Origin of the sequence: Streptomyces eurythermus, from assembly GCF_014649115.1 — a bacterium.
Classification (GTDB): Bacteria; Actinomycetota; Actinomycetes; order Streptomycetales; family Streptomycetaceae; genus Streptomyces; species Streptomyces eurythermus.
Genome location: NZ_BMSK01000001.1, coordinates 587424 through 604226, shown reverse-complemented (window position 1 = coordinate 604226; position 16803 = coordinate 587424). Strand labels below are relative to the sequence as shown.

17 protein-coding genes are annotated in these 16803 nt (G+C 72.6%); 5 read left to right on the top strand and 12 right to left on the bottom strand.

From position 1 onward, the window contains the following. Positions 1-93 precede the first annotated feature (93 nt). Entirely contained in the window at positions 94-636 is a 543-nt protein-coding gene (locus IE251_RS02715; RefSeq protein ID WP_030787803.1) for a PPA1309 family protein, read from the top strand. A 118-nt stretch (positions 637-754) separates the two neighbouring features. Here the strand turns inward: IE251_RS02715 and IE251_RS02710 are convergent, their stop codons facing one another. The 4 genes from IE251_RS02710 to IE251_RS02695 form a co-directional block, all read right to left on the bottom strand. Beyond that, positions 755-1852: a YlbL family protein gene (locus tag IE251_RS02710; RefSeq protein WP_189751256.1), complete on the bottom strand. Its 1098-nt coding sequence runs from the start codon at positions 1850-1852 to the stop codon at positions 755-757. Positions 1853-1900: 48 nt separating this feature from the next. After that, complete coding sequence (locus tag IE251_RS02705; RefSeq protein ID WP_167345758.1) at positions 1901-2074, bottom strand: hypothetical protein; 174 nt, start codon at positions 2072-2074, stop codon at positions 1901-1903. Positions 2075-2271: 197 nt separating this feature from the next. Beyond that, complete coding sequence (locus IE251_RS02700) at positions 2272-2730, bottom strand: molybdenum cofactor biosynthesis protein MoaE (RefSeq protein ID WP_030609711.1); 459 nt, start codon at positions 2728-2730, stop codon at positions 2272-2274. Positions 2731-2859: 129 nt separating this feature from the next. Beyond that, the gene (locus IE251_RS02695; RefSeq protein ID WP_189751255.1) at positions 2860-3972 is read right to left on the bottom strand and encodes an SDR family oxidoreductase; all 1113 of its coding nucleotides are present in this window, start codon (positions 3970-3972) and stop codon (positions 2860-2862) included. A gap of 190 nt (positions 3973-4162) precedes the next feature. Here IE251_RS02695 and IE251_RS02690 point away from each other — a divergent pair, with 190 nt between their 5' ends. Together IE251_RS02690 and IE251_RS02685 are read left to right on the top strand one after the other, a co-directional pair. Next, the gene (locus tag IE251_RS02690; protein WP_189751254.1) at positions 4163-5608 is read left to right on the top strand and encodes a zinc-dependent metalloprotease; all 1446 of its coding nucleotides are present in this window, start codon (positions 4163-4165) and stop codon (positions 5606-5608) included. Next, on the top strand, positions 5605-6126 hold the full coding sequence (locus IE251_RS02685) for an NUDIX hydrolase (RefSeq protein ID WP_189751253.1): 522 nt from the start codon (positions 5605-5607) through the stop codon (positions 6124-6126). The genes IE251_RS02690 and IE251_RS02685 overlap by 4 nt, the downstream gene beginning before the upstream one ends. A gap of 62 nt (positions 6127-6188) precedes the next feature. Here IE251_RS02685 and IE251_RS02680 read toward each other — a convergent pair whose 3' ends face one another. The 4 genes from IE251_RS02680 to IE251_RS02665 all read right to left on the bottom strand — a co-directional run bounded on the left by IE251_RS02680 (position 6189) and on the right by IE251_RS02665 (position 10141). Next, positions 6189-6944 (bottom strand): AIM24 family protein, encoded by a 756-nt coding sequence (locus IE251_RS02680; protein WP_189751252.1) that lies wholly within the window; start codon positions 6942-6944, stop codon positions 6189-6191. Positions 6945-6961: 17 nt separating this feature from the next. Then, positions 6962-7642, bottom strand: a complete 681-nt coding sequence (locus IE251_RS02675; protein WP_030787826.1) for an AIM24 family protein — start codon at positions 7640-7642, stop codon at positions 6962-6964. An 11-nt stretch (positions 7643-7653) separates the two neighbouring features. Continuing rightward, positions 7654-9366, bottom strand: a complete 1713-nt coding sequence (locus tag IE251_RS02670; protein WP_189751251.1) for a TerD family protein — start codon at positions 9364-9366, stop codon at positions 7654-7656. Between the two features lie 169 nt (positions 9367-9535). After that, positions 9536-10141: a M48 metallopeptidase family protein gene (locus IE251_RS02665; protein WP_189751250.1), complete on the bottom strand. Its 606-nt coding sequence runs from the start codon at positions 10139-10141 to the stop codon at positions 9536-9538. A 327-nt stretch (positions 10142-10468) separates the two neighbouring features. Here IE251_RS02665 and IE251_RS02660 point away from each other — a divergent pair, with 327 nt between their 5' ends. Both IE251_RS02660 and IE251_RS02655 read left to right on the top strand, forming a co-directional pair. Next, on the top strand, positions 10469-11683 hold the full coding sequence (locus IE251_RS02660) for a TOMM precursor leader peptide-binding protein (protein ID WP_189751249.1): 1215 nt from the start codon (positions 10469-10471) through the stop codon (positions 11681-11683). Then, positions 11676-13055, top strand: coding sequence for an ABC1 kinase family protein (locus tag IE251_RS02655; protein ID WP_189751248.1), 1380 nt, complete (start codon positions 11676-11678; stop codon positions 13053-13055). Before IE251_RS02660 ends, IE251_RS02655 begins: the two co-directional genes overlap by 8 nt. 140 nt (positions 13056-13195) lie before the next feature. Here IE251_RS02655 and IE251_RS02650 read toward each other — a convergent pair whose 3' ends face one another. The 4 genes from IE251_RS02650 to IE251_RS02635 all read right to left on the bottom strand — a co-directional run bounded on the left by IE251_RS02650 (position 13196) and on the right by IE251_RS02635 (position 16738). Beyond that, entirely contained in the window at positions 13196-13519 is a 324-nt protein-coding gene (locus tag IE251_RS02650) for a putative WhiB-interacting protein (protein ID WP_030787833.1), read from the bottom strand. Then, positions 13516-13884 carry a WhiB family transcriptional regulator gene (locus IE251_RS02645; RefSeq protein WP_030787835.1) on the bottom strand — a complete coding sequence of 123 codons (369 nt, stop codon included), beginning with the start codon at positions 13882-13884 and terminating at the stop codon, positions 13516-13518. Before IE251_RS02645 ends, IE251_RS02650 begins: the two co-directional genes overlap by 4 nt. Before the next feature lie 173 nt (positions 13885-14057). Continuing rightward, positions 14058-14378: a hypothetical protein gene (locus IE251_RS02640; RefSeq protein WP_189751247.1), complete on the bottom strand. Its 321-nt coding sequence runs from the start codon at positions 14376-14378 to the stop codon at positions 14058-14060. Between the two features lie 164 nt (positions 14379-14542). Further along, on the bottom strand, positions 14543-16738 hold the full coding sequence (locus IE251_RS02635) for an ATP-dependent DNA helicase UvrD2 (RefSeq protein ID WP_189751246.1): 2196 nt from the start codon (positions 16736-16738) through the stop codon (positions 14543-14545). Between the last annotated feature and the right edge of the window lie 65 nt (positions 16739-16803).

The window sequence follows — 16803 nt, the reverse complement described above, 5'->3', positions numbered from 1 at the left end:
TGGCCCCCCGTGTCCGCGGGCCCACACCTATGCAACTTACTCACCGTTTACTCGGTTCCCGATTCCGGCCGGGAACGAGGCAGGATTGTGACCATGTCCAACACTCCCATGGCAGCGAGCCCGCTCACCCGGGCCGTACTCGAGATCGACGAGTACGTCTCCGGCCTCGGCTGGGACCAGCCCGCTCGCCTTTTCGCCCTTGTAGACACCGCACGGCTGCGGGCTCAGGAACCTTCGCTCGCGGCTCAGCTGGGCCTCGAGGACGAGTCCGAGACCGCCGGTCTCACCCCGATCGAGCAGGACGAGGTCCCCTCCGGCAAGCCGCTGGACGAGTTCCTCGCCACCATCGCCTGGCCCGACGCGGTCACCGGCTGCGCCCTCACCGTGGAGCGGCTGATGCTGCCGCCGTCCGCCGAAGCCCAGGTGCCCTCCGACCTGGACGAGGCCCGGCTGGCCGAGTGGGTCGCCCGGCACCCCGAGCGCCAGGAGGTCCGCATGACGGTGGCCGTGCTGCGTGACGGCAGCCGCGAGTCGGCGCTGCGGCTGCGCGAGAAGGACACCCCGACGGAGGTCCTGACCGGCCCCGACCTGGTGCCGGGCCTGGCGGACGCGCTGGCGGCGACGTTCGCGGACTGATCCGTCCACCGCGGACGCGCCTTGGTATGACACCTTGGCGTGACGCGTTGATACGGCGTCCTGGTACGGCGCCGGGGGTGCCCCGTCCCTGGGGCGCCCCCGGCCGGGGCACGGCCGCTCAGCCCTTGGCGGTGCACTTCGGCAGGGCGGCGATGTCCCCGCCGCGGATGTCCTTGAGGGCGTCGAGCGCGTCGCCGATGGTCTTGACCTTGACCAGGGTGAGCCCGTCCGGGGTGTCCTTGGCCGCCGCCGCGCAGTTGTCGGCCGGGGTGAGGAAGTACCGGGCGCCCTTGTCCCGCGCGCCGACGGTCTTCATCTCGATGCCGCCGATCGGGCCGACCGTGCCGTTGTCGTCGATGGTGCCGGTGCCCGCGACGAACGTGCCGCCGGTGAGGCTGCCCGGGGTGAGCTTGTCGTAGATGCCGAGCGCGAACATCAGGCCGGCGCTGGGCCCGCCGACATCGGCGAGCTTGATGTCGATGTCGAACGGGAAGGTGTGGTCGGTCCCGGCGGAGATGCCGACGATCGCCCGCTTCGCGCCGCCGTCGTCGGCGGCCCGGGTCGTGATCGTGACGTTCCGCGCGCCGGTCGCCTCCTTGCGGGCCTTCTCGGCGGCCGCCTGGTCCTTGGCGGGGACGATCGTGAAGACGACGTCCTGACCCGGCTTGTGCTTCGTCACCAGCTTGGCGACGTCGGCCGGCTGCTTGACCGCCGTGCCGTCGACGGCCTTGATCACATCGCCCGCGTGCAGCCGGCCCTCGGCCGGGGAGCCCTTGACGACCGTGGAGACGATCACCCAGGACTTCACCGGGATGTGCAGCTCCTTCAGGGCGGCGACCTTGGCGCTCTCCTGGGACTGGCTGAACTCCTCGGCGTTCTCCTGGCTGGACTGCTCCTCCGTCTTGCCGTCCGGATAGAGCGTGTCGTGCGGGACGATCTTGCTGTCGTGGGCCAGCCAGCCGTAGACGGCCTCGACGAGGTTCATCCGGTAGTCGGCGCCGGTGACCCGGACGGTGGTCATGTTCAGGTGGCCGTCGGCCGGGTACGTCTTGTGCCCGGAGATCTGCAGCACCGGCTCGCCGTCGTGCTTCCCGAGCGTGTTCACGGTCGGGCCGGGGGACATCTCCGCGTACGGCACGGGGATGAGCACTCCCGCGCACAGGAGCGCGATCAGCATCAGGGTCGAGGCGAGCATCGTCACGGTGCGGCGTGGCATGCCTCGACAGTACGGGACGACGCTGTCGGCGCGCCGTCGCACCCCTCTTCAGGCGCCGCGCGCGCCCGGCCGGGGCTTCTCCATGGCCTCGCGGAACCGGGCGTATCCGTCCAGCTCGGGGCCGTCGCCGCGCACCTTGCGGGTCCGGTTGGCCCAACTGCCCCACAGTCCGCCACCGACCGCGGCCACCAGCGGAATCAGCAGCCAGACAAGCACCCCCATGCCGACCTCCTACGCCATGAGCGTCCGCAACTGACTGATCAGCAGATTAACCATCCGCACGGACAACGCTCACGCGAGGGTGCCGGTTACGCAACCGCAGAGGGGGGTGTGTCGGGTGTGAAGGGGAAGAGAGCCGCAATATCGGCAGGCCCCCACCCGCCCTCCCGTCGCCCGGCCACCACCCCTCGACGACGGCGCTACGCGCCGACCCACTCCTCGGTTCCGTCGGAGAACTTCTGGTGCTTCCAGATGGGCACCTCGTGCTTGAGGTCGTCGATCAGCTTGCGGCAGGCGTCGAAGGCCTCCGCACGGTGCGGGCAGGCCACGGCGACGACCACGGCGAGATCCCCGACCCGCAGATCACCCACCCGGTGGACGGCGGCCAGCGCCCGCACGGGATGGTCGGCGACGACCTTCTCGGCGATCCGCCGCATCTCGGCCTCCGCGCTGGGATGGCAGGAATAGCCGAGGGCGTCCACGTCGGCGCCGCCGTCGTGGTTGCGCACGGTGCCCACGAACAGCGCGATGCCCCCGGCCGCGGCGTCCCCGACGGCGCGGAAGACCTCGTCCACGGAGAGCGGTGTCTCCCGGACGGCGATCAGCTTGACGGGGTTCTCGGCCGCCCGCTCGCCCGGGTGGTCGTTCGTGAGTGCCATGCGCCCATCGTGCCCCACGGGTCCGACATCGGGGAATACGGCTTTCCGCAGCACGCGCGCGTGGACGGTTTGGAGGCTTCTACAGAGGCTGCCGCCGGCCCACGCGGGCCAGGGGCGTGTCGCCGCGCCTCAGACCCGCCGCCGGGCCTTCCGGGCCCGCCGTACGACGGCCGCCGCGCCCAGCAGGGCGACGGTCGCGCCGGCCGCCCCGGCCGCCGTCGCGTCCTTGCGGCCCAGCCGCCGCCCGGCGACCGTGCGCCGCCCGGACACCTCCTCCAGCAGCTCGGCCAGCACCTCCTCGTTGGTCCACTTCGGCCGCCAGCCGGCGTCGTGCAGCCGGCTGCCGCTGACCACCCAGGGGTACATCGTGTACGCCAGGTCCCCGGCCGGGGAGGGGGTGAGCCCGATCCGGTGCAGCCGGGCCGCCGCGCCGAGGGCGACCGCCGACGGCAGCTCCATGCGCCGGATCCCGCTGAGCTCCTCGACCTCCTCCTGCTCCAGCCACCCGTCGCAGCCGACGGCCAGTTCCCCGTCGACCTTCTCCAGCACGGCGTACTCCAGGGCGCTGCACAGGTCCTCGACGTGGCAGAACTGCCACGCGGGCCGCGATCCGGCCACCACCAGCAGCCGCGGCGACTCGAAGTACCTGGTCAGCGCGGTGTCGGTGCCGCCGACCAGGACGGCCGGCCGGACCACGGTGACGTTCAGCCCCGGATGCGCGCGCGGGGCGCGCCGTGCCAGCCGCTCGATCTCCAGCAGGTCCCCGACCCCGGTCGCCTCGGCGGTGGCGCGCAGCTCGGCCTCCTCCGACAGGGGCAGCTCGTTGTCCGGCAGCGCGCCGTAGACCATCGCCGAGGTGCACAGCACCACCCGGCGCACACCGGCCGCCGCGGCGGCCGTCAGCACCGTCTGGGTCCCCCGCACGTTGTAGGCCGTGCGCGCCGCCGGGTCGGTCTCCAGATCGAGGTCGAGGGCGAGGTGGACGACCACGTCGGTGCCGCGCAGCTTGTCCGCGATCGCCGGGTCGCGCACGTCGAGGATGTGCCACCGGGCCTCGGCGCACTCGCCGCGCCGCTCGTCGATGGCGACAACCTCCTTGATCTCGTCGGAGGCGGCGAGCCGCTCGGTGAGCAGGGCGCCGACCCCGCCGGCCGCGCCGGTCACCGCGACGACGGGCCCGCGCACGGCGGGAGAGGTTGAACGGTTTCGCGCTGCGCGAACCTGCGGATCTGGGGAACTCACCGGGCGTCTCCAGCGGTTGTCTTCAGTACGCGCGCGAGTGACGCGTACGTACCAGGTGCATCCATCCTGCCGCAGGCCTTCCGCAGGCGAAGCACCGAGGCCCGATCGGGTCCGGGTGTCTACGCTGGGTGGTGTTGTCGGGCAGCCGCGCCGCCGGAAGAACCGGTGGCCTTACCAGCCGAGGAATCCCGTGAGTGACACCCCATTCGGTTTCGGCCTTCCGCCGGAGGAGCCGGAGGACGGCGACGAGGGCAAGAAGAAGGACCAGCAGAGCGGTGGTGGGCAGGGACCGGCGAATCCGTTCGGTTTCGGCGGCCTGCCCGGAGCCGGCGGCTTTGGCGGCCCCGGCGCAGACAACCCGTTCGCTGCCATGTTCGGCTCCCTGAACCCCAGCGACCTGGGCGCGGCCTTCCAGCAGCTCGGGCAGATGCTCTCGTACGAGGGCGGGCCGGTGAACTGGGACATGGCCAAGCAGATCGCCCGCCAGACGGTCGCCCAGGGCGCGCCGAACGGCACGAAGGACGCCAGCGTCGGCGCGGCCGAGCGCCGGGCCGTGGAGGAGGCCGTCCGCCTGGCCGACCTGTGGCTGGACGACGCGACGTCCCTGCCGTCGGGTTCCGCCTCGGCGGTGGCCTGGTCGCGGGCGGAGTGGGTCGAGGCGACCCTGCCCGCCTGGCGGGAGCTGGTCGACCCGGTCGCCGAGCGGGTCGGCGCGGCGATGGGCGACGTGCTGCCGGAGGAGATGCAGGCCATGGCGGGCCCGCTGATCGGCATGATGCGGTCGATGGGCGGCGCCATGTTCGGCACGCAGATCGGGCAGGCCGTGGGCGTGCTCGCGGGCGAGGTCGTCGGCTCCACCGACATCGGCCTGCCGCTGGGCCCGGCCCGCAAGGCGGCCCTGCTCCCGGCCAACGTGGAGGCGTTCGGCAAGGACCTGGGCGTGCCGCAGGAGGAGGTGCGGCTCTATCTCGCGCTGCGCGAGGCCGCCCACCAGCGGCTGTTCGCGCACGTGCCGTGGCTGCGCTCGCACCTGTTCGGCGCGGTCGACGGCTATGCGCGCGGCATCAAGGTCGACACGGCCAAGCTGGAGGACGTGGTCGGCCAGTTCGACCCGCAGAACCCCGAGCAGCTGCAGGACGCGCTGCAGCAGGGCATGTTCCAGCCGGAGGACACACCCGAGCAGAAGGCGGCCCTGGCCCGTCTGGAGACCGCTCTGGCGCTCGTGGAGGGCTGGGTGGACGCGGTGGTGCACGCCGCCGCGAAACCGCGTCTGGGGTCCGCCGACGCGCTGCGCGAGACGCTGCGCCGCCGGCGCGCGACCGGCGGCCCGGCGGAGCAGACGTTCGCCACGCTGATCGGCCTGGAGCTGCGTCCGCGCCGGCTGCGCGACGCCTCCCGGCTGTGGGCCTCGCTCACGGACGCGCGCGGGGTCGACGGCCGGGACGGCCTGTGGGCCCACCCGGACATGCTGCCGACCGCGACCGACCTGGACGACCCGGACGGTTTCGTGCACCGCGAGCAGCTGGACTTCTCCGAGCTGGACAAAATGCTCGGTGAGGCGGCGGGCGGCGGCCACGACAAGCCCGACCTGCGCAAGAAGGACGACGACGAGACCAAGGGCGACGGCACCGAGTGAGCCTGTACGACGACGCGGTCCTGGTCCTGAAGGGGTACGAGGGCCAGGACGAGCTGCGCCAGTCGTACCTGGACCACCTGGCGGACCGTCCGGACGGCATGTGGAAGGCCTGTGACGCCGGCCACGTCACGGCCAGTGCCCTGGTCGTCGACCCCGGGCGCGGCCGGGTGCTGCTCACGCTGCACCGGAAGCTGCGGATGTGGCTCCAGATGGGCGGTCACTGCGAGCCGGGCGACCCGACGCTCGAGGCGGCGGCCCTGCGGGAGGCGACGGAGGAGTCCGGGATCGCGGGGCTGACCCTGCTGCCCGGCGGCCCGGTGCGGCTGGACCGGCATCCGATCCCGGCGCCCTGCAACTGGCACTTCGACGTGCAGTACGCGGTTCTGGCCCCGCCCGGCGCGGCGTGGGAGATCAGCGAGGAGTCCCTGGACCTGCGCTGGTTCGGCTACGACGAGGTGGCCGGGGTGGCCGACGAGTCGGTCGTGCGTCTGCTGGAGGCCACGCGCGCCCGGCTCTGACGGGTGTCCGGCGGGTTGTAAGGGGCGTCCGCCTGAGCGGTCGCCCCTTACCCGTGTCCGGCTCAGCTCCAGACGTTGCCCTGGTTCTGGCCGCGCGCCCCCTGCTGGCCCATGCCGAACTGGGCGGCGAGGCCCTGCCCGATCACGGCGTTCTGCGGCGGCAGCAGCTCGCTGGGCTGGACGAGCGCGAACCCGGAGCCCATGAAGCTCAGCTCCCAGCCCTCTCCGGTGCTGCCACGCCGGCGCCAGACCCCGGAGGAGTGCGTCTGGGCCTGCATCTGCACGCGCAGCCCGGTGGACCAGGCGACGATCGCGTCGGCGTCGCAGTTGACGTACTTGTCGGGCGTGACCCGCATCAGCAGCGGGGCGCCCGAGGTCATCAGGGCGACCCTGCCACGCCCGGTGATGTTGAGCTGGTACTTCCCGGAGCCGGAGATGCCGTACAGGCTGTCGACGGCGACGACCTCGTAGTGCAGCGAGGAGTCCATGGCGAGGACGTAGGAGCTGTCGACGGTCAGCCCGTCCTGCTCGATGTCCATGATGTGCACGTGCTGGGCGAGGTTGGCGAGGTAGACCGTGCCCTGGCCGTGGCAGCGCATCAGGTCCAGGCCCTCACCGGTGCGCGCACGCGCGCGTGCCTGCCGGTTGCCCTGGTACTCGGCGTCGAACTCGACCATCCCCTGGTAGGCGACCATGGTGCCCTTGCGGGCGAGGAGGTCGTCATGGCCGTCCAGGGTGATCCGGAGCATCTGCGCGTTCTGCAGGCTCCAGCGCTCCTGGGTCTGGAGGTCGTTGTGCGCGAAAAGCGGGCTCTGCATGGTGTTCTGGCTCCCCCTCAGCCCCGGACCCGGAGGCGGTCGGTGCTGTCCTCGCTGGGCTGGACGACGACGATGCCCTGTCCGGAGAAGGCCATCTGGTAGGCCTCGCCGCTGCCCCGGCCGATCAGCGACTGTGCCTTGAAGCTGCGCTTGCCCTTCACCTTCAGGTTCGGCGACCAGGCGACGAGCGCGTCGGGGTCGACGTACGTCTCGTCCTCGCCGCCCCCGCAGTCCACGACGATCGGCGTGCCCCGGGAGGTCAGCGCGACCCAGCCCTGCCCGGAGATCCGCGTGTTCCACAGGCCCTGCCCGGCGAACTTCGCGAGCCCCTTGACGCGCTCCACGCCCCAGCTCAGATGGGCGTCGAAGGCGAGGAGGTTGGTGGCGTTGACGGAGATGCCGTCGCCATTGAGGTTGATCACGACGACGTCGGCGCCGTAGTCGGCGAGGTAGAGCAGGCCGTCGCCGGAGCACTTCATCAGCGGCGCGCCCTCGCCGGTGGCCCAGTCGCGGGCGATCTGGCGGACGGCCGGCGGGTTGGGCTCGTACTGGATGAAGCCCTCGTAGGCGACCATCGACCCCACGCGCGCGAGGAGGTCGTTTCCGGTCTGCAGGGCGACCTTCAGCATGTGGTTGCCGTGGTTCTCCATGCGGGCGGTGACGGGTGCGGGGGCGAAGCCCGCGAGCGGCTGGTTCATGACGGGCTCCCTCAGACCTCGTACGGCTGGACGACGATGAAGTTGCCGGGCGCGCCCCGGAACTGGAGGTTGACGCTCTCGCCGGTGTCGCCCGGGTAGGCGTTGCGGCGCATGCGGACCTGGCTGGAGACGATCACCTGGGAGCCGGCCGACCAGGCGACGACGGCGTTGCAGTCGGCGAAGGTGGTCGGCGTGACCGGCAGCACCACGGGCGTGCCGTGCGTCTTGACGACGATGGTGCCGGTGCCCTGGAACTGCATCGTGAACAGCGCGCCGCCGGGGATGCCGTGGCCCTCGACCCGGCGGACCTCGTAGCTCAGGCTCTCGTCGAAGGCGAGGACGTTCTCCGCGGACACGCAGATCGCGTCACCCTGGAGCTCGACGGGGTGCAGATGGGCGGAGTTCTCGGCGAGGAAGACCTGGCCCTGGCCGGAACAGCGCATGAGCTGCATCTCCTGGCCGGTGGCGTTGCCCACGACGCGGCCCATGAAACCGGCGCCCTTGTAGCCGAAGTCGACCTTGCCCTGGTAGAGCACCATGCTGCCCTGCCGGGCCAGCACCGGCTGCCCTCCGATGCCGAGGTCGACGCGGACGAGCGTCTTGTTCTGCTGCGTCCAGCGCTGCCCGGTCGGCGTCTCCTTGAACGCCTGGAGCGCGGCCGTCACGCCGGCACCGCCCTGGGGCGCGCCCTGCGGCACTTCGTAGGCGGCGGGCCGGCCGGGTGCCTGCGCGTAGCCCGGCGGCATGGGCGGGGCGGGCTGGCCGGCGCCGTAGGGGGCGGGCTGCTGGCCGTACCCGGGGGGCATCGGCGCGCTCGGCCGGCCGCCGTACGACGGCTGCTGGGGCGGCTGGCCGTAGGGCGCGGGAGCCGTGGGGGCGGGGGTCACGGGCGCGGCCGGCGGGGGGACGGTGCCGCCGGGCGGGGTCAGGGGGGCGACGACCGTGGGGGCGACGTGCACGTTCGGCGCGGGCGCCGGGGCCGGGGGCGGGGTGTGGCCGGGCGGCGGGGCGAAACCCTGCGGGGCGGGCTGCGGGGCCGGGGCGGGCGCAGGTTGCGGGGCCGGGGCGGGCTGCGGGGTCGCCTGGGCCGGCGGTGCGGCGAACGCGGGCGGCGTGGCCTGGGCGGGCGGGGCGAAGCCGGGGACCGCGCCGGGCTGCGGTTGCTGTGGCTGTTGCGGGGCGGCGGGAGCCTCCTCCTCCGCCACCTCGCCGCCGAAGTTCTTCAGCAGCGCCTCCAGGCCGCCGTCGAAGCCCTGTCCGACCGCGGCGAACCGCCATCCGTCCTTGAAGTAGAAGTCGCCGAGCATCACGGCCCGCTCGGTGGAGAACTCGGAGCCGTCGAAGGAGTACCGCGCGACCTCCTCGCCGCCCGCCACGATGCGCAGGTAGCCGGGGGCTATCTGCGACATCTGGCCGGCGCCGTCGATGGTCGCCGTGAAGGACAGCTTGCGGATCTGGGAGGGGATCCGGTCGAGGGTGACCCGGAAGGACTCGGTGTCTCCCGCCTGCGCGCCCAGCAGCTGGATCGACTCCTCGGGCGACTTCGGCTGGTTGAAGAAGACGAAGTACCGGTCGTCCGAGAGCCGTTCGTCGGCGTCCAGGCCGAAGCAGCTGATGTCGAAGGTCAGACCGGGAGCCGAGATCTGCACGCCTACGTACAGATCCGTGCCCAGCGTGAGGTCACTGATCCTGGCCTTGTGGCCGCGTTGGAATTCCCTGGCCATGCGTTACGACCGTCCCCCATCCCGAGTGTGAGTGCGTCGCGTCAGGCTAACGGCAAAGACCGACAGCGCCGCCGAAGGGGCCTGGTCGGTACAGAGCCGGTACACAATCACACCCGACCGCGGACACACCGGGGCCGCCGCCACGTCAGGGGCGCCGGCGGGCAGGGTGTCAGGCGTTCCGTTCGCCGCGCGCGCCGGGCACGTGCGGCAGCCGTGCGGCCGCGACGACCCCTTCCAGATAGCCGCGGGCCCGCTCGGTCCGCGGATAGGCCTCCAGCAGCCGCCAGAAGTCGGGGCCGTGCCCGGGGACCAGCAGATGCGCCAGCTCGTGGCAGAGCACGTAGTCCACGACGTACTCCGGCATCCCCTGGAGGCGGTGCGAGAGCCGGATGCTGCCCTCGGCGGGGGTGCACGAACCCCAGCGGGTGTTCTGGTTGGTGACCCAGCGCACGGAGGCGGGCCGGGCGCGGCCGGCGAAGTACTGGGCCGACAGCCGCTCGGCGCGCTCGGCCAGCTCGGCGTCGCCCAGTATCTTCCTGCTCTCCTGGGCGGCGAGTTTGTCGAGCATGACGGTCACCCAGCGCTGCTCCTCCGCCTTGGACATCCGGGCGGGGATCAGTACGACGGTGCGGTCGCCCTCGCGGTACGCGGAGACCGTGCGACGGCGCCGGGCGCTCCTGCGGACCTCGATCGCGCTCGCCCCCGAGCCGCCGGGCGGCTGGGTCGTCGTGCTGCGCTGTGGTTCACCGGCGCGGTACAGAGGGTCGGCGGGCACGCCCCGACGTTACCCGGTGGGCGAGGGCAAAGTCCCGGCTCCCGGAGGGTTCCCCGCCGATCCCCCACCATGTGTTTGATTCGTACGATCGCTCCGCCGATCTTGTTTGCCCATGTTCAGCCCACTGCAGGTCGGCGACACACCCGATTTGTACGACTACCCCGCTCGCCTGTGGATAACTTTCGGCGCCCGGCGGCGGGCCCGGGCATGCTGGCAGGCGTCGGCGGATCGTGACCGGTGCCACCGGCGAAGGCGCGGTCCGCGTCTCCCTTCCACGCTTCTCCGCTTTCGGCTCAAGGGTCTTTTCGACAGGTACGGGGGTCTGGCATGCATCCGATGGTGAAGCCCGCGCTGCGGCGCGGCTGGCGCGACCGCGGCACCGTGCAGTTCGGGATGACCCCGGCGCACGCGGTGACGCTAGGCCCGGTGGACCCGGCGACGGAGGGCCTGCTGAAACTGCTCGACGGCACCCGCGGGCTGGCCTCGCTGCGCGCGGAGAGCAGCCGGGCGGGCGTGCCGGCCGCCCGGGTCGACACCCTGGTGGCCCGGCTGGCCCGGGCGGGTCTCGTCGACGACGCCCGTGGCGGAGGTCCGGCCGCGGACGCGCTGCGGGAGAAGACGGAGGTCCTCGACCGGCTGCGCCCCGACCTGGCCTCGCTGTCCCTCCTCACACCCGAGCCCGGTGGCGCGCCGGCCCGGCTCGCCGCCCGGCGCGCGCTGCGGGTCCGGGTGCGGGGCGCGGGCCGGGTCGGCGCCCTGCTGGCGTCGGTGCTGGCGGGCGCCGGCGTGGGCGAGGTCGACGTGCACGACGTGGGCCGCGTGGAGCCGTGGGACCTGGCGCCGGGCGGGCTGACCGCCGAGTCGCTCGGCGACCGCCGGGACGCGGCGGCGCGGGCCGCCGTCCGTCGCGCCGCACCCGAGCGCCCGCCGCGCCATGCCCACCGCCCGGGGTCGGGCGCCGGGGACCCGGGCTTCTCCCTGGTGATCCTCGCGCCCCGGGACGACATCGCCGTGCACGCCCCGGACCCGTGCGCCGCCGAACCGCTCCTGGCCTCCGGCACACCCCATCTGTACGCCGGTGTGGTGGAGGGCACGGGCGTCGTCGGCCCGCTGGTCCTGCCCGGCGAGTCGGCCTGCGCCGGATGTCTGGACCTGGACCGCCGGGACCGGGACCCGGTCTGGCCCCGGCTGGTCACCCAGTGGCGCTCCGGCCGGGCCCGCCGGGTCGGCGCCTGCGACCTGGCCCTGGCCACGACGGTGGCCGGTCTCGCCGCGGCCCACGCCCTGGCCTTCCTCGACGGACGGTCACCGGCCGGCACGGGCACCCGCTGGGAGGTCTGTATGCCCGGCCTGGACTGGCGGGCCCGCCCGGTCCGGCCGCATCCGGAGTGCGGCTGCGGTGCGGCGAGGAGAGGTAAACGGGAGCGCTCCTCAACCGACGGCGAGCGGCGCGAGACAATGGCGGTGCAACGGCCGTCGACGGAGCGACAACGCCAAGCAGGCGCGGCACGGCCGACTGGGACCTGGAGGGCGCATGTCTGATCTTCCCCGGAAGGCGGTCACCCGTACCGCCAAGCTCGCCGCGCTCCCGCTCGGCTTCGCCGGCCGGGCGACCTGGGGGCTGGGCAAGCGGATCGTGGGCGAGTCCGCTGAGCTGGTCGGCCGCGAGCTGCAACAGCGCACGGCGGAGCAGCTGTTCAAGGTGCTCGGCGAGCTGAAGGGCGGTGCGATGAAGTTCGGGCAGGCCCTGTCCGTCTTCGAGTCGGCGCTGCCGGAGGAGGTCGCCGGCCCCTACCGGGCGGCCCTGACCAAGCTCCAGGAGGCGGCCCCGCCGATGCCGATCCGCACGGTGCACGCGGTGCTCGAGGAGCGGCTGGGCGCGGACTGGCGGGAGCTGTTCGAGGAGTTCGAGGACAAGCCGGCCGCCGCGGCCTCGATCGGCCAGGTGCACCGGGCGGTGTGGCACGACGGCCGCGAGGTGGCGGTCAAGGTGCAGTACCCGGGCGCCGGTGAGGCGCTCCTGTCCGATCTCGGCCAACTGAGCCGCTTCGCCCGGCTGTTGGGTCCGCTGATCCCGGGCATGGACATCAAGCCGCTGATCGCGGAGTTGCGGGACCGGGTCTCCGAGGAACTGGACTACGGGCTGGAGGCCGAGGCCCAGGCCGTGCACGCGCGGGAGTTCGCCGGTGACCCGGACGTGGTCGTCCCGGCGGTGGTGCACCAGTGCGAACAGGTCCTGGTGACCGAGTGGATCGACGGCATCCCGCTGTCGGAGATCATCGCGGACGGCACCGAGGAACAGCGCGACCGGGCCGGTCAGCTGCTGGCCCGCTTCCTCTTCTCGGGCCCGGCACGCACCGGCCTGCTGCACGCCGATCCGCACCCGGGCAACTTCCGGCTGCTGCCCGGCGGCCCGGGCGGGGAGGACGACTGGCGCCTGGGCGTGCTGGACTTCGGCACGGTCGACCGGCTCCCCGGCGGCCTGCCGGCCCCGATCGGCGTCTCCCTGCGGATGACCCTGGACGGCGAGGCGGAGACGGTCTACGAACTGCTCTGCGCGGAGGGGTTCGTGAAGGAGACCATCGAGCTGGACCCGGAGGCGGTCCTGGAGTATCTGCTGCCGATCATCGAGCCGGCCCGGGTGGACGCGTTCACCTTCACCCGTTCCTGGATGCGCGGCCAGGCCGCCCGCATCGCCGACCCCCGCTCCCCCGCCTACCAGCTCGGCAAGCGGCTCAATCTGCCGCCGGCCTATCTGCTGATACACCGGGTGACCCTCAGCACCATCGGGGTCCTGTGTCAGCTGGGTGCCACGGTCCGGCTGCGGGACGAACTGGAGGAATGGCTGCCGGGCTTCGTGACCGGCGCGGCCGAGTCCGGCCCGGACGAGGAGGAATCCGCGGCGGGGGCGTGATCCGGCGCGCGTCCGGGGTTTCTGAGCGGGCCTCCCGGCGGGGCGCGACGCGCCGCGGGGGCCGGTCCGTTCGGCCGGACCGGCCCCCGCGGGGAGCTTCGCCTCCCGGGTCCGGGAGGCCACCGCTGCTCAGGTGTTCATCACTGCATGACGGCCATGGCGAGCGCGCGGCGCGCGCGCAGCGAGGCGCGCTCGGCCCGGCGCTGCATCCGCTGGGCGACCGCCAGGCGCATGGCCCGGCGTTCCCGTACGGCGTCATGAAGCCGGTCGTGCATATGCGCGCGAGCCAGGGCTTCTTGCATGAGTTGCATCTCACGGTTCCTGTTCTGGCGCGCTTCGGTCGCGCCGGTGTTGGTGGAGTCTGGGATCGCGGAGCCGGCGGGCTCGCTGGTGGACGGCTTCATCGGGGCCTGCTTCTTGGGGTCGTGCGTGAGGGGGCGATCGATTGTTCCTGCGGTGTTCATGCCGTGACCGGGTTCTTCCGCGGGCGGCCACGCGGCCGCTTCCGGGCGACGACGACACCCTGGACGAACAGCTCGCCACCCCAGACACCCCAGGGCTCGCGCCGCTCCTTGGCTCCGGCGAGGCATGCCTCGATCAGCGGGCAGGTGCGGCACAGGGACTTGGCGTACTCCACGTCCGCGGGCGACTCGGCGAAGAAGACCTCCGGGTCGTAGGAGCGGCAGGGTACGGCTACGCCGAGGTTCTCGATGGCGTCGTCGAGCGCGGTGAGCGCGGTGAGGGGGGTCAAGGTGGAGTCCTCCGTGAGGCCGGGCGGGGGGATCGTTTGCGAAGGCGGTACGGACGGGGCGTGCGCTTCGAGTTGCACGATTGGTCTTCCTCGTCTGTTCGTTCCGGCCGGTTGACCGGGTGTCGGCTTGGTACCGGGTTCTTTTCTTGTCCCGAGGCCCCTTCGCTCCGCCGTCCCGTTCGGGACAAACAGAAGGGCCGCGGATCCCGGATGGGGTTCCGCGGCCCTGAAGGCGCCGGCCTGATCGGCGATCAGGCTGGATCACTCCAGGGTTCTGGCCCACGGAAGGCCCACATCAGGTGGTGCTGCGTCGTCTGCTTCCGGAATCCGGCACCGGCCGCCGCAAAGGCATAGGCGTGCGCCTGTGCCACTACCGCTTCCAGTGCCTTGCTCGGTCGCTCATCGCGCTCGCGGACGGGAAGGCCCGCGGGGGCAACGGAGGACGCCGGACGCACGGCAGAGATGCCGGACAGACCGGTGCCCTGGTTCGAGGCGCCGAGCATGCACGTGGAGACGGCCGAGCGATCGGTCAGTTTGGCCGTGCTGATGGTGCTGAAGTTGATGCTGATCACTGGACTCGCCTCCTCTCGGCGTCTCAGGGACTGGAGTGAACCAGTCCGCTCGGATGTGCAAGTACAACACGGAACCGGGGCCTTCGAGAAGGCCGCTGCTTCCGTGCCTAGAACCTATGGGGATTGCCGGGGCATGCGCAAACTATTTTTTCGACGAGTTCCACTCAGTCGTCCCCGTCGGCCTCATCAGGCTCCTGACCTGCGCAGATGGCCAGAACATCGGCGCCGTAGCTGCGCAGCTTGCGGCTGAGGACACCAGGGATGCGGGCGAGTTCGGCGGAGGTCTCCGGGCAGGCTTCCGCGATGGCCATGAGCGTCCGGTCCGTGAAGACGCAGAAGTCCGGCTGGCCGCTGCGCTCGGCCTGGACCGCCCGCCACTCGCGCAGCCGCTCGTAGAGCCCTTCGTCCATGTCCGAGGGGCAGTCCGCGCAGCGCATCAGCTTCATCTCGCCCGCGTCGGTGAGCGTGCGGCCGCAGACCCGGCAGCGGGCGGGGGTGCGCTGGGTGCGCCGGGGAGCGGCGACGGCACCGGCGGTGAACCCGCGCTCGACTCCGCCGCCCGTGCCGGCGCCGGTGTGTCCGACGGTGGGGGTGGTGCCGGGGCGCAGGCCGTCCAGGAAGCGGCTCGGTCTGCGGTTGGGGCGTCCGCCGGGCGAGCGGGACAGGGCCCAGGAGACATGGAGCCGTTCGCGGGCGCGGGTGACGCCGACGTAGAGCAGCCGGCGCTCCTCCTCGATCTGCTCGTCCGTGCGGGCGTAGGTGATGGGCATCATGCCCTCGGCGACGCCGACCAGGAAGACGACGTCCCACTCCAGGCCCTTGGCGGCGTGCAGGGAGGCGAGGGTGACGCCCTGGACGGTCGGGGCGTGCTGTGCGTTCGCCCGCTCGTCCAGTTCGGCGACGAAGTCGGCGAGGGTGGCCGTGGGCCGGGCGGCGGCGAGGTCGTGGGCGAGACCGACCAGGGCGGCCAGGGACTCCCAGCGCTCCCGGACGGCACCGGAGCCGGCCGGCGGCTCGGTGGTCCAGCCTTCGCCGGACAGCACCGCCCGCACCTGCGAGGGCAGGTCCACGGCGTCGTCCAGCAGGGAGTCGTTGCCGCCGAAGCGGGCCGCGCCGCGCAGGGCGACGCCGGCCTTGCGGACCTCGGGCCGGTCGAAGAAGCGCTCGGCTCCGCGCAGCTGGTAGGGGACCCCGGCGTCGGCGAGCGCCTGCTCGTAGGTCTCGGACTGGGAGTTCGTGCGGAACAGCACGGCGATCTCGGCGGCGGGGACACCGGCGTCGATCAGCTCGCGGATGCGCCGGGCGGCGCCCTCGGCCTCGGCGGGCTCGTCGGTGTACTCGGTGTAGACGGGCTCGGGTCCCGGGGGGCGCTGAGAGACGAGTTCCAGCCGGTGTCCGGCGGCGCGGCCCTTCGCCTGGGCGAGCAGGCCGTTGGCGAGGCGCACCACCTGGGGGGTCGAGCGGTAGTCACGGACCAGCTTCACGACCGTGGCCCCGGGGTGCCGGACACGGAAGTCGAGCAGATGATCGGGGGTTGCTCCCGTGAACGAATAGATCGTCTGGCTGGCGTCGCCCACGACGCACAGGTTGTCCCGGTCGCCGAGCCACAGGTCCAGCAGCCGCTGCTGGAGGGGGCTGACGTCCTGGTACTCGTCCACGACGAAGTGCTGGTACTGCGCGCGGACCTGCTCGGCGATGTCGTGCCGGTCCTGGAGGACGGCGACGGTCAGCAGCAGGACGTCCTCGAAGTCGATCACCGCGCGGTCGCGCTTGAGGTCCTCGTAGGCGGCGTAGAGGTGGGCGATCTCGGCCGGGTCGCGGGGGGCCTCCCGGCCGGCCTTCGCAGCCGCGTACGGATAGTCGGCGGGGACGGTCTGGGTGACCTTGGACCATTCGATCTCGGCGGTCACGTCCCGCAGCTCGTTGCGGTCGAGGCGGGTGCCCAAGGAGGCGGCGGCGTCGGCCACCAGCTGGATCTTGCGGTCCACCAGCCGGGGCATGGAGCCACCGATCGCTTTCGGCCAGAAGTACTGGAGCTGACGCAGGGCGGCGGAGTGGAAGGTGCGGGCCTGGACGCCCTGGGCGCCGAGCTGGCGCAGCCGGCCGCGCATCTCTCCGGCGGCGCGGGCGGTGAAGGTGACGGCGAGCACGCTGGACGGCTGCAGGATGCCGGCGCGCACCCCGTAGGCGATGCGGTGGGTGATCGCCCGGGTCTTGCCCGTGCCCGCTCCGGCCAGCACGCACACCGGACCGTGCAGGGCGGTGGCCACCTCGCGCTGCTCGGGGTCGAGCCCTTCGAGCACCGCGTCGGGCGACTCCGGGACCCGCGGGAAGAGGGTGGAATGCGTTGCTGCTGTCACACCGCCATGCTGCCAGGTCGCCCGGGACGGCTGTGCGAGTTGTCCACAGGCGGGGACTCGCAGTC

Bases quoted from the DNA above. Each gene is read 5' to 3' on its own strand.
- IE251_RS02660 (WP_189751249.1), top strand. From the start codon at position 10,469: ATGCATCCGATGGTGAAGCCCGCGCTGCGGCGCGGCTGGCGCGACCGC.
- IE251_RS02715 (WP_030787803.1), top strand. From the start codon at position 94: ATGTCCAACACTCCCATGGCAGCGAGCCCGCTCACCCGGGCCGTACTC.
- IE251_RS02680 (WP_189751252.1), bottom strand. From the start codon at position 6,944: ATGCAGAGCCCGCTTTTCGCGCACAACGACCTCCAGACCCAGGAGCGC.
- IE251_RS02670 (WP_189751251.1), bottom strand. From the start codon at position 9,366: ATGGCCAGGGAATTCCAACGCGGCCACAAGGCCAGGATCAGTGACCTC.
- IE251_RS02705 (WP_167345758.1), bottom strand. From the start codon at position 2,074: ATGGGGGTGCTTGTCTGGCTGCTGATTCCGCTGGTGGCCGCGGTCGGT.
- IE251_RS02655 (WP_189751248.1), top strand. From the start codon at position 11,676: ATGTCTGATCTTCCCCGGAAGGCGGTCACCCGTACCGCCAAGCTCGCC.
- IE251_RS02650 (WP_030787833.1), bottom strand. From the start codon at position 13,519: ATGAACACCGCAGGAACAATCGATCGCCCCCTCACGCACGACCCCAAG.
- IE251_RS02700 (WP_030609711.1), bottom strand. From the start codon at position 2,730: ATGGCACTCACGAACGACCACCCGGGCGAGCGGGCGGCCGAGAACCCC.
- IE251_RS02710 (WP_189751256.1), bottom strand. From the start codon at position 1,852: ATGCCACGCCGCACCGTGACGATGCTCGCCTCGACCCTGATGCTGATC.
- IE251_RS02675 (WP_030787826.1), bottom strand. From the start codon at position 7,642: ATGAACCAGCCGCTCGCGGGCTTCGCCCCCGCACCCGTCACCGCCCGC.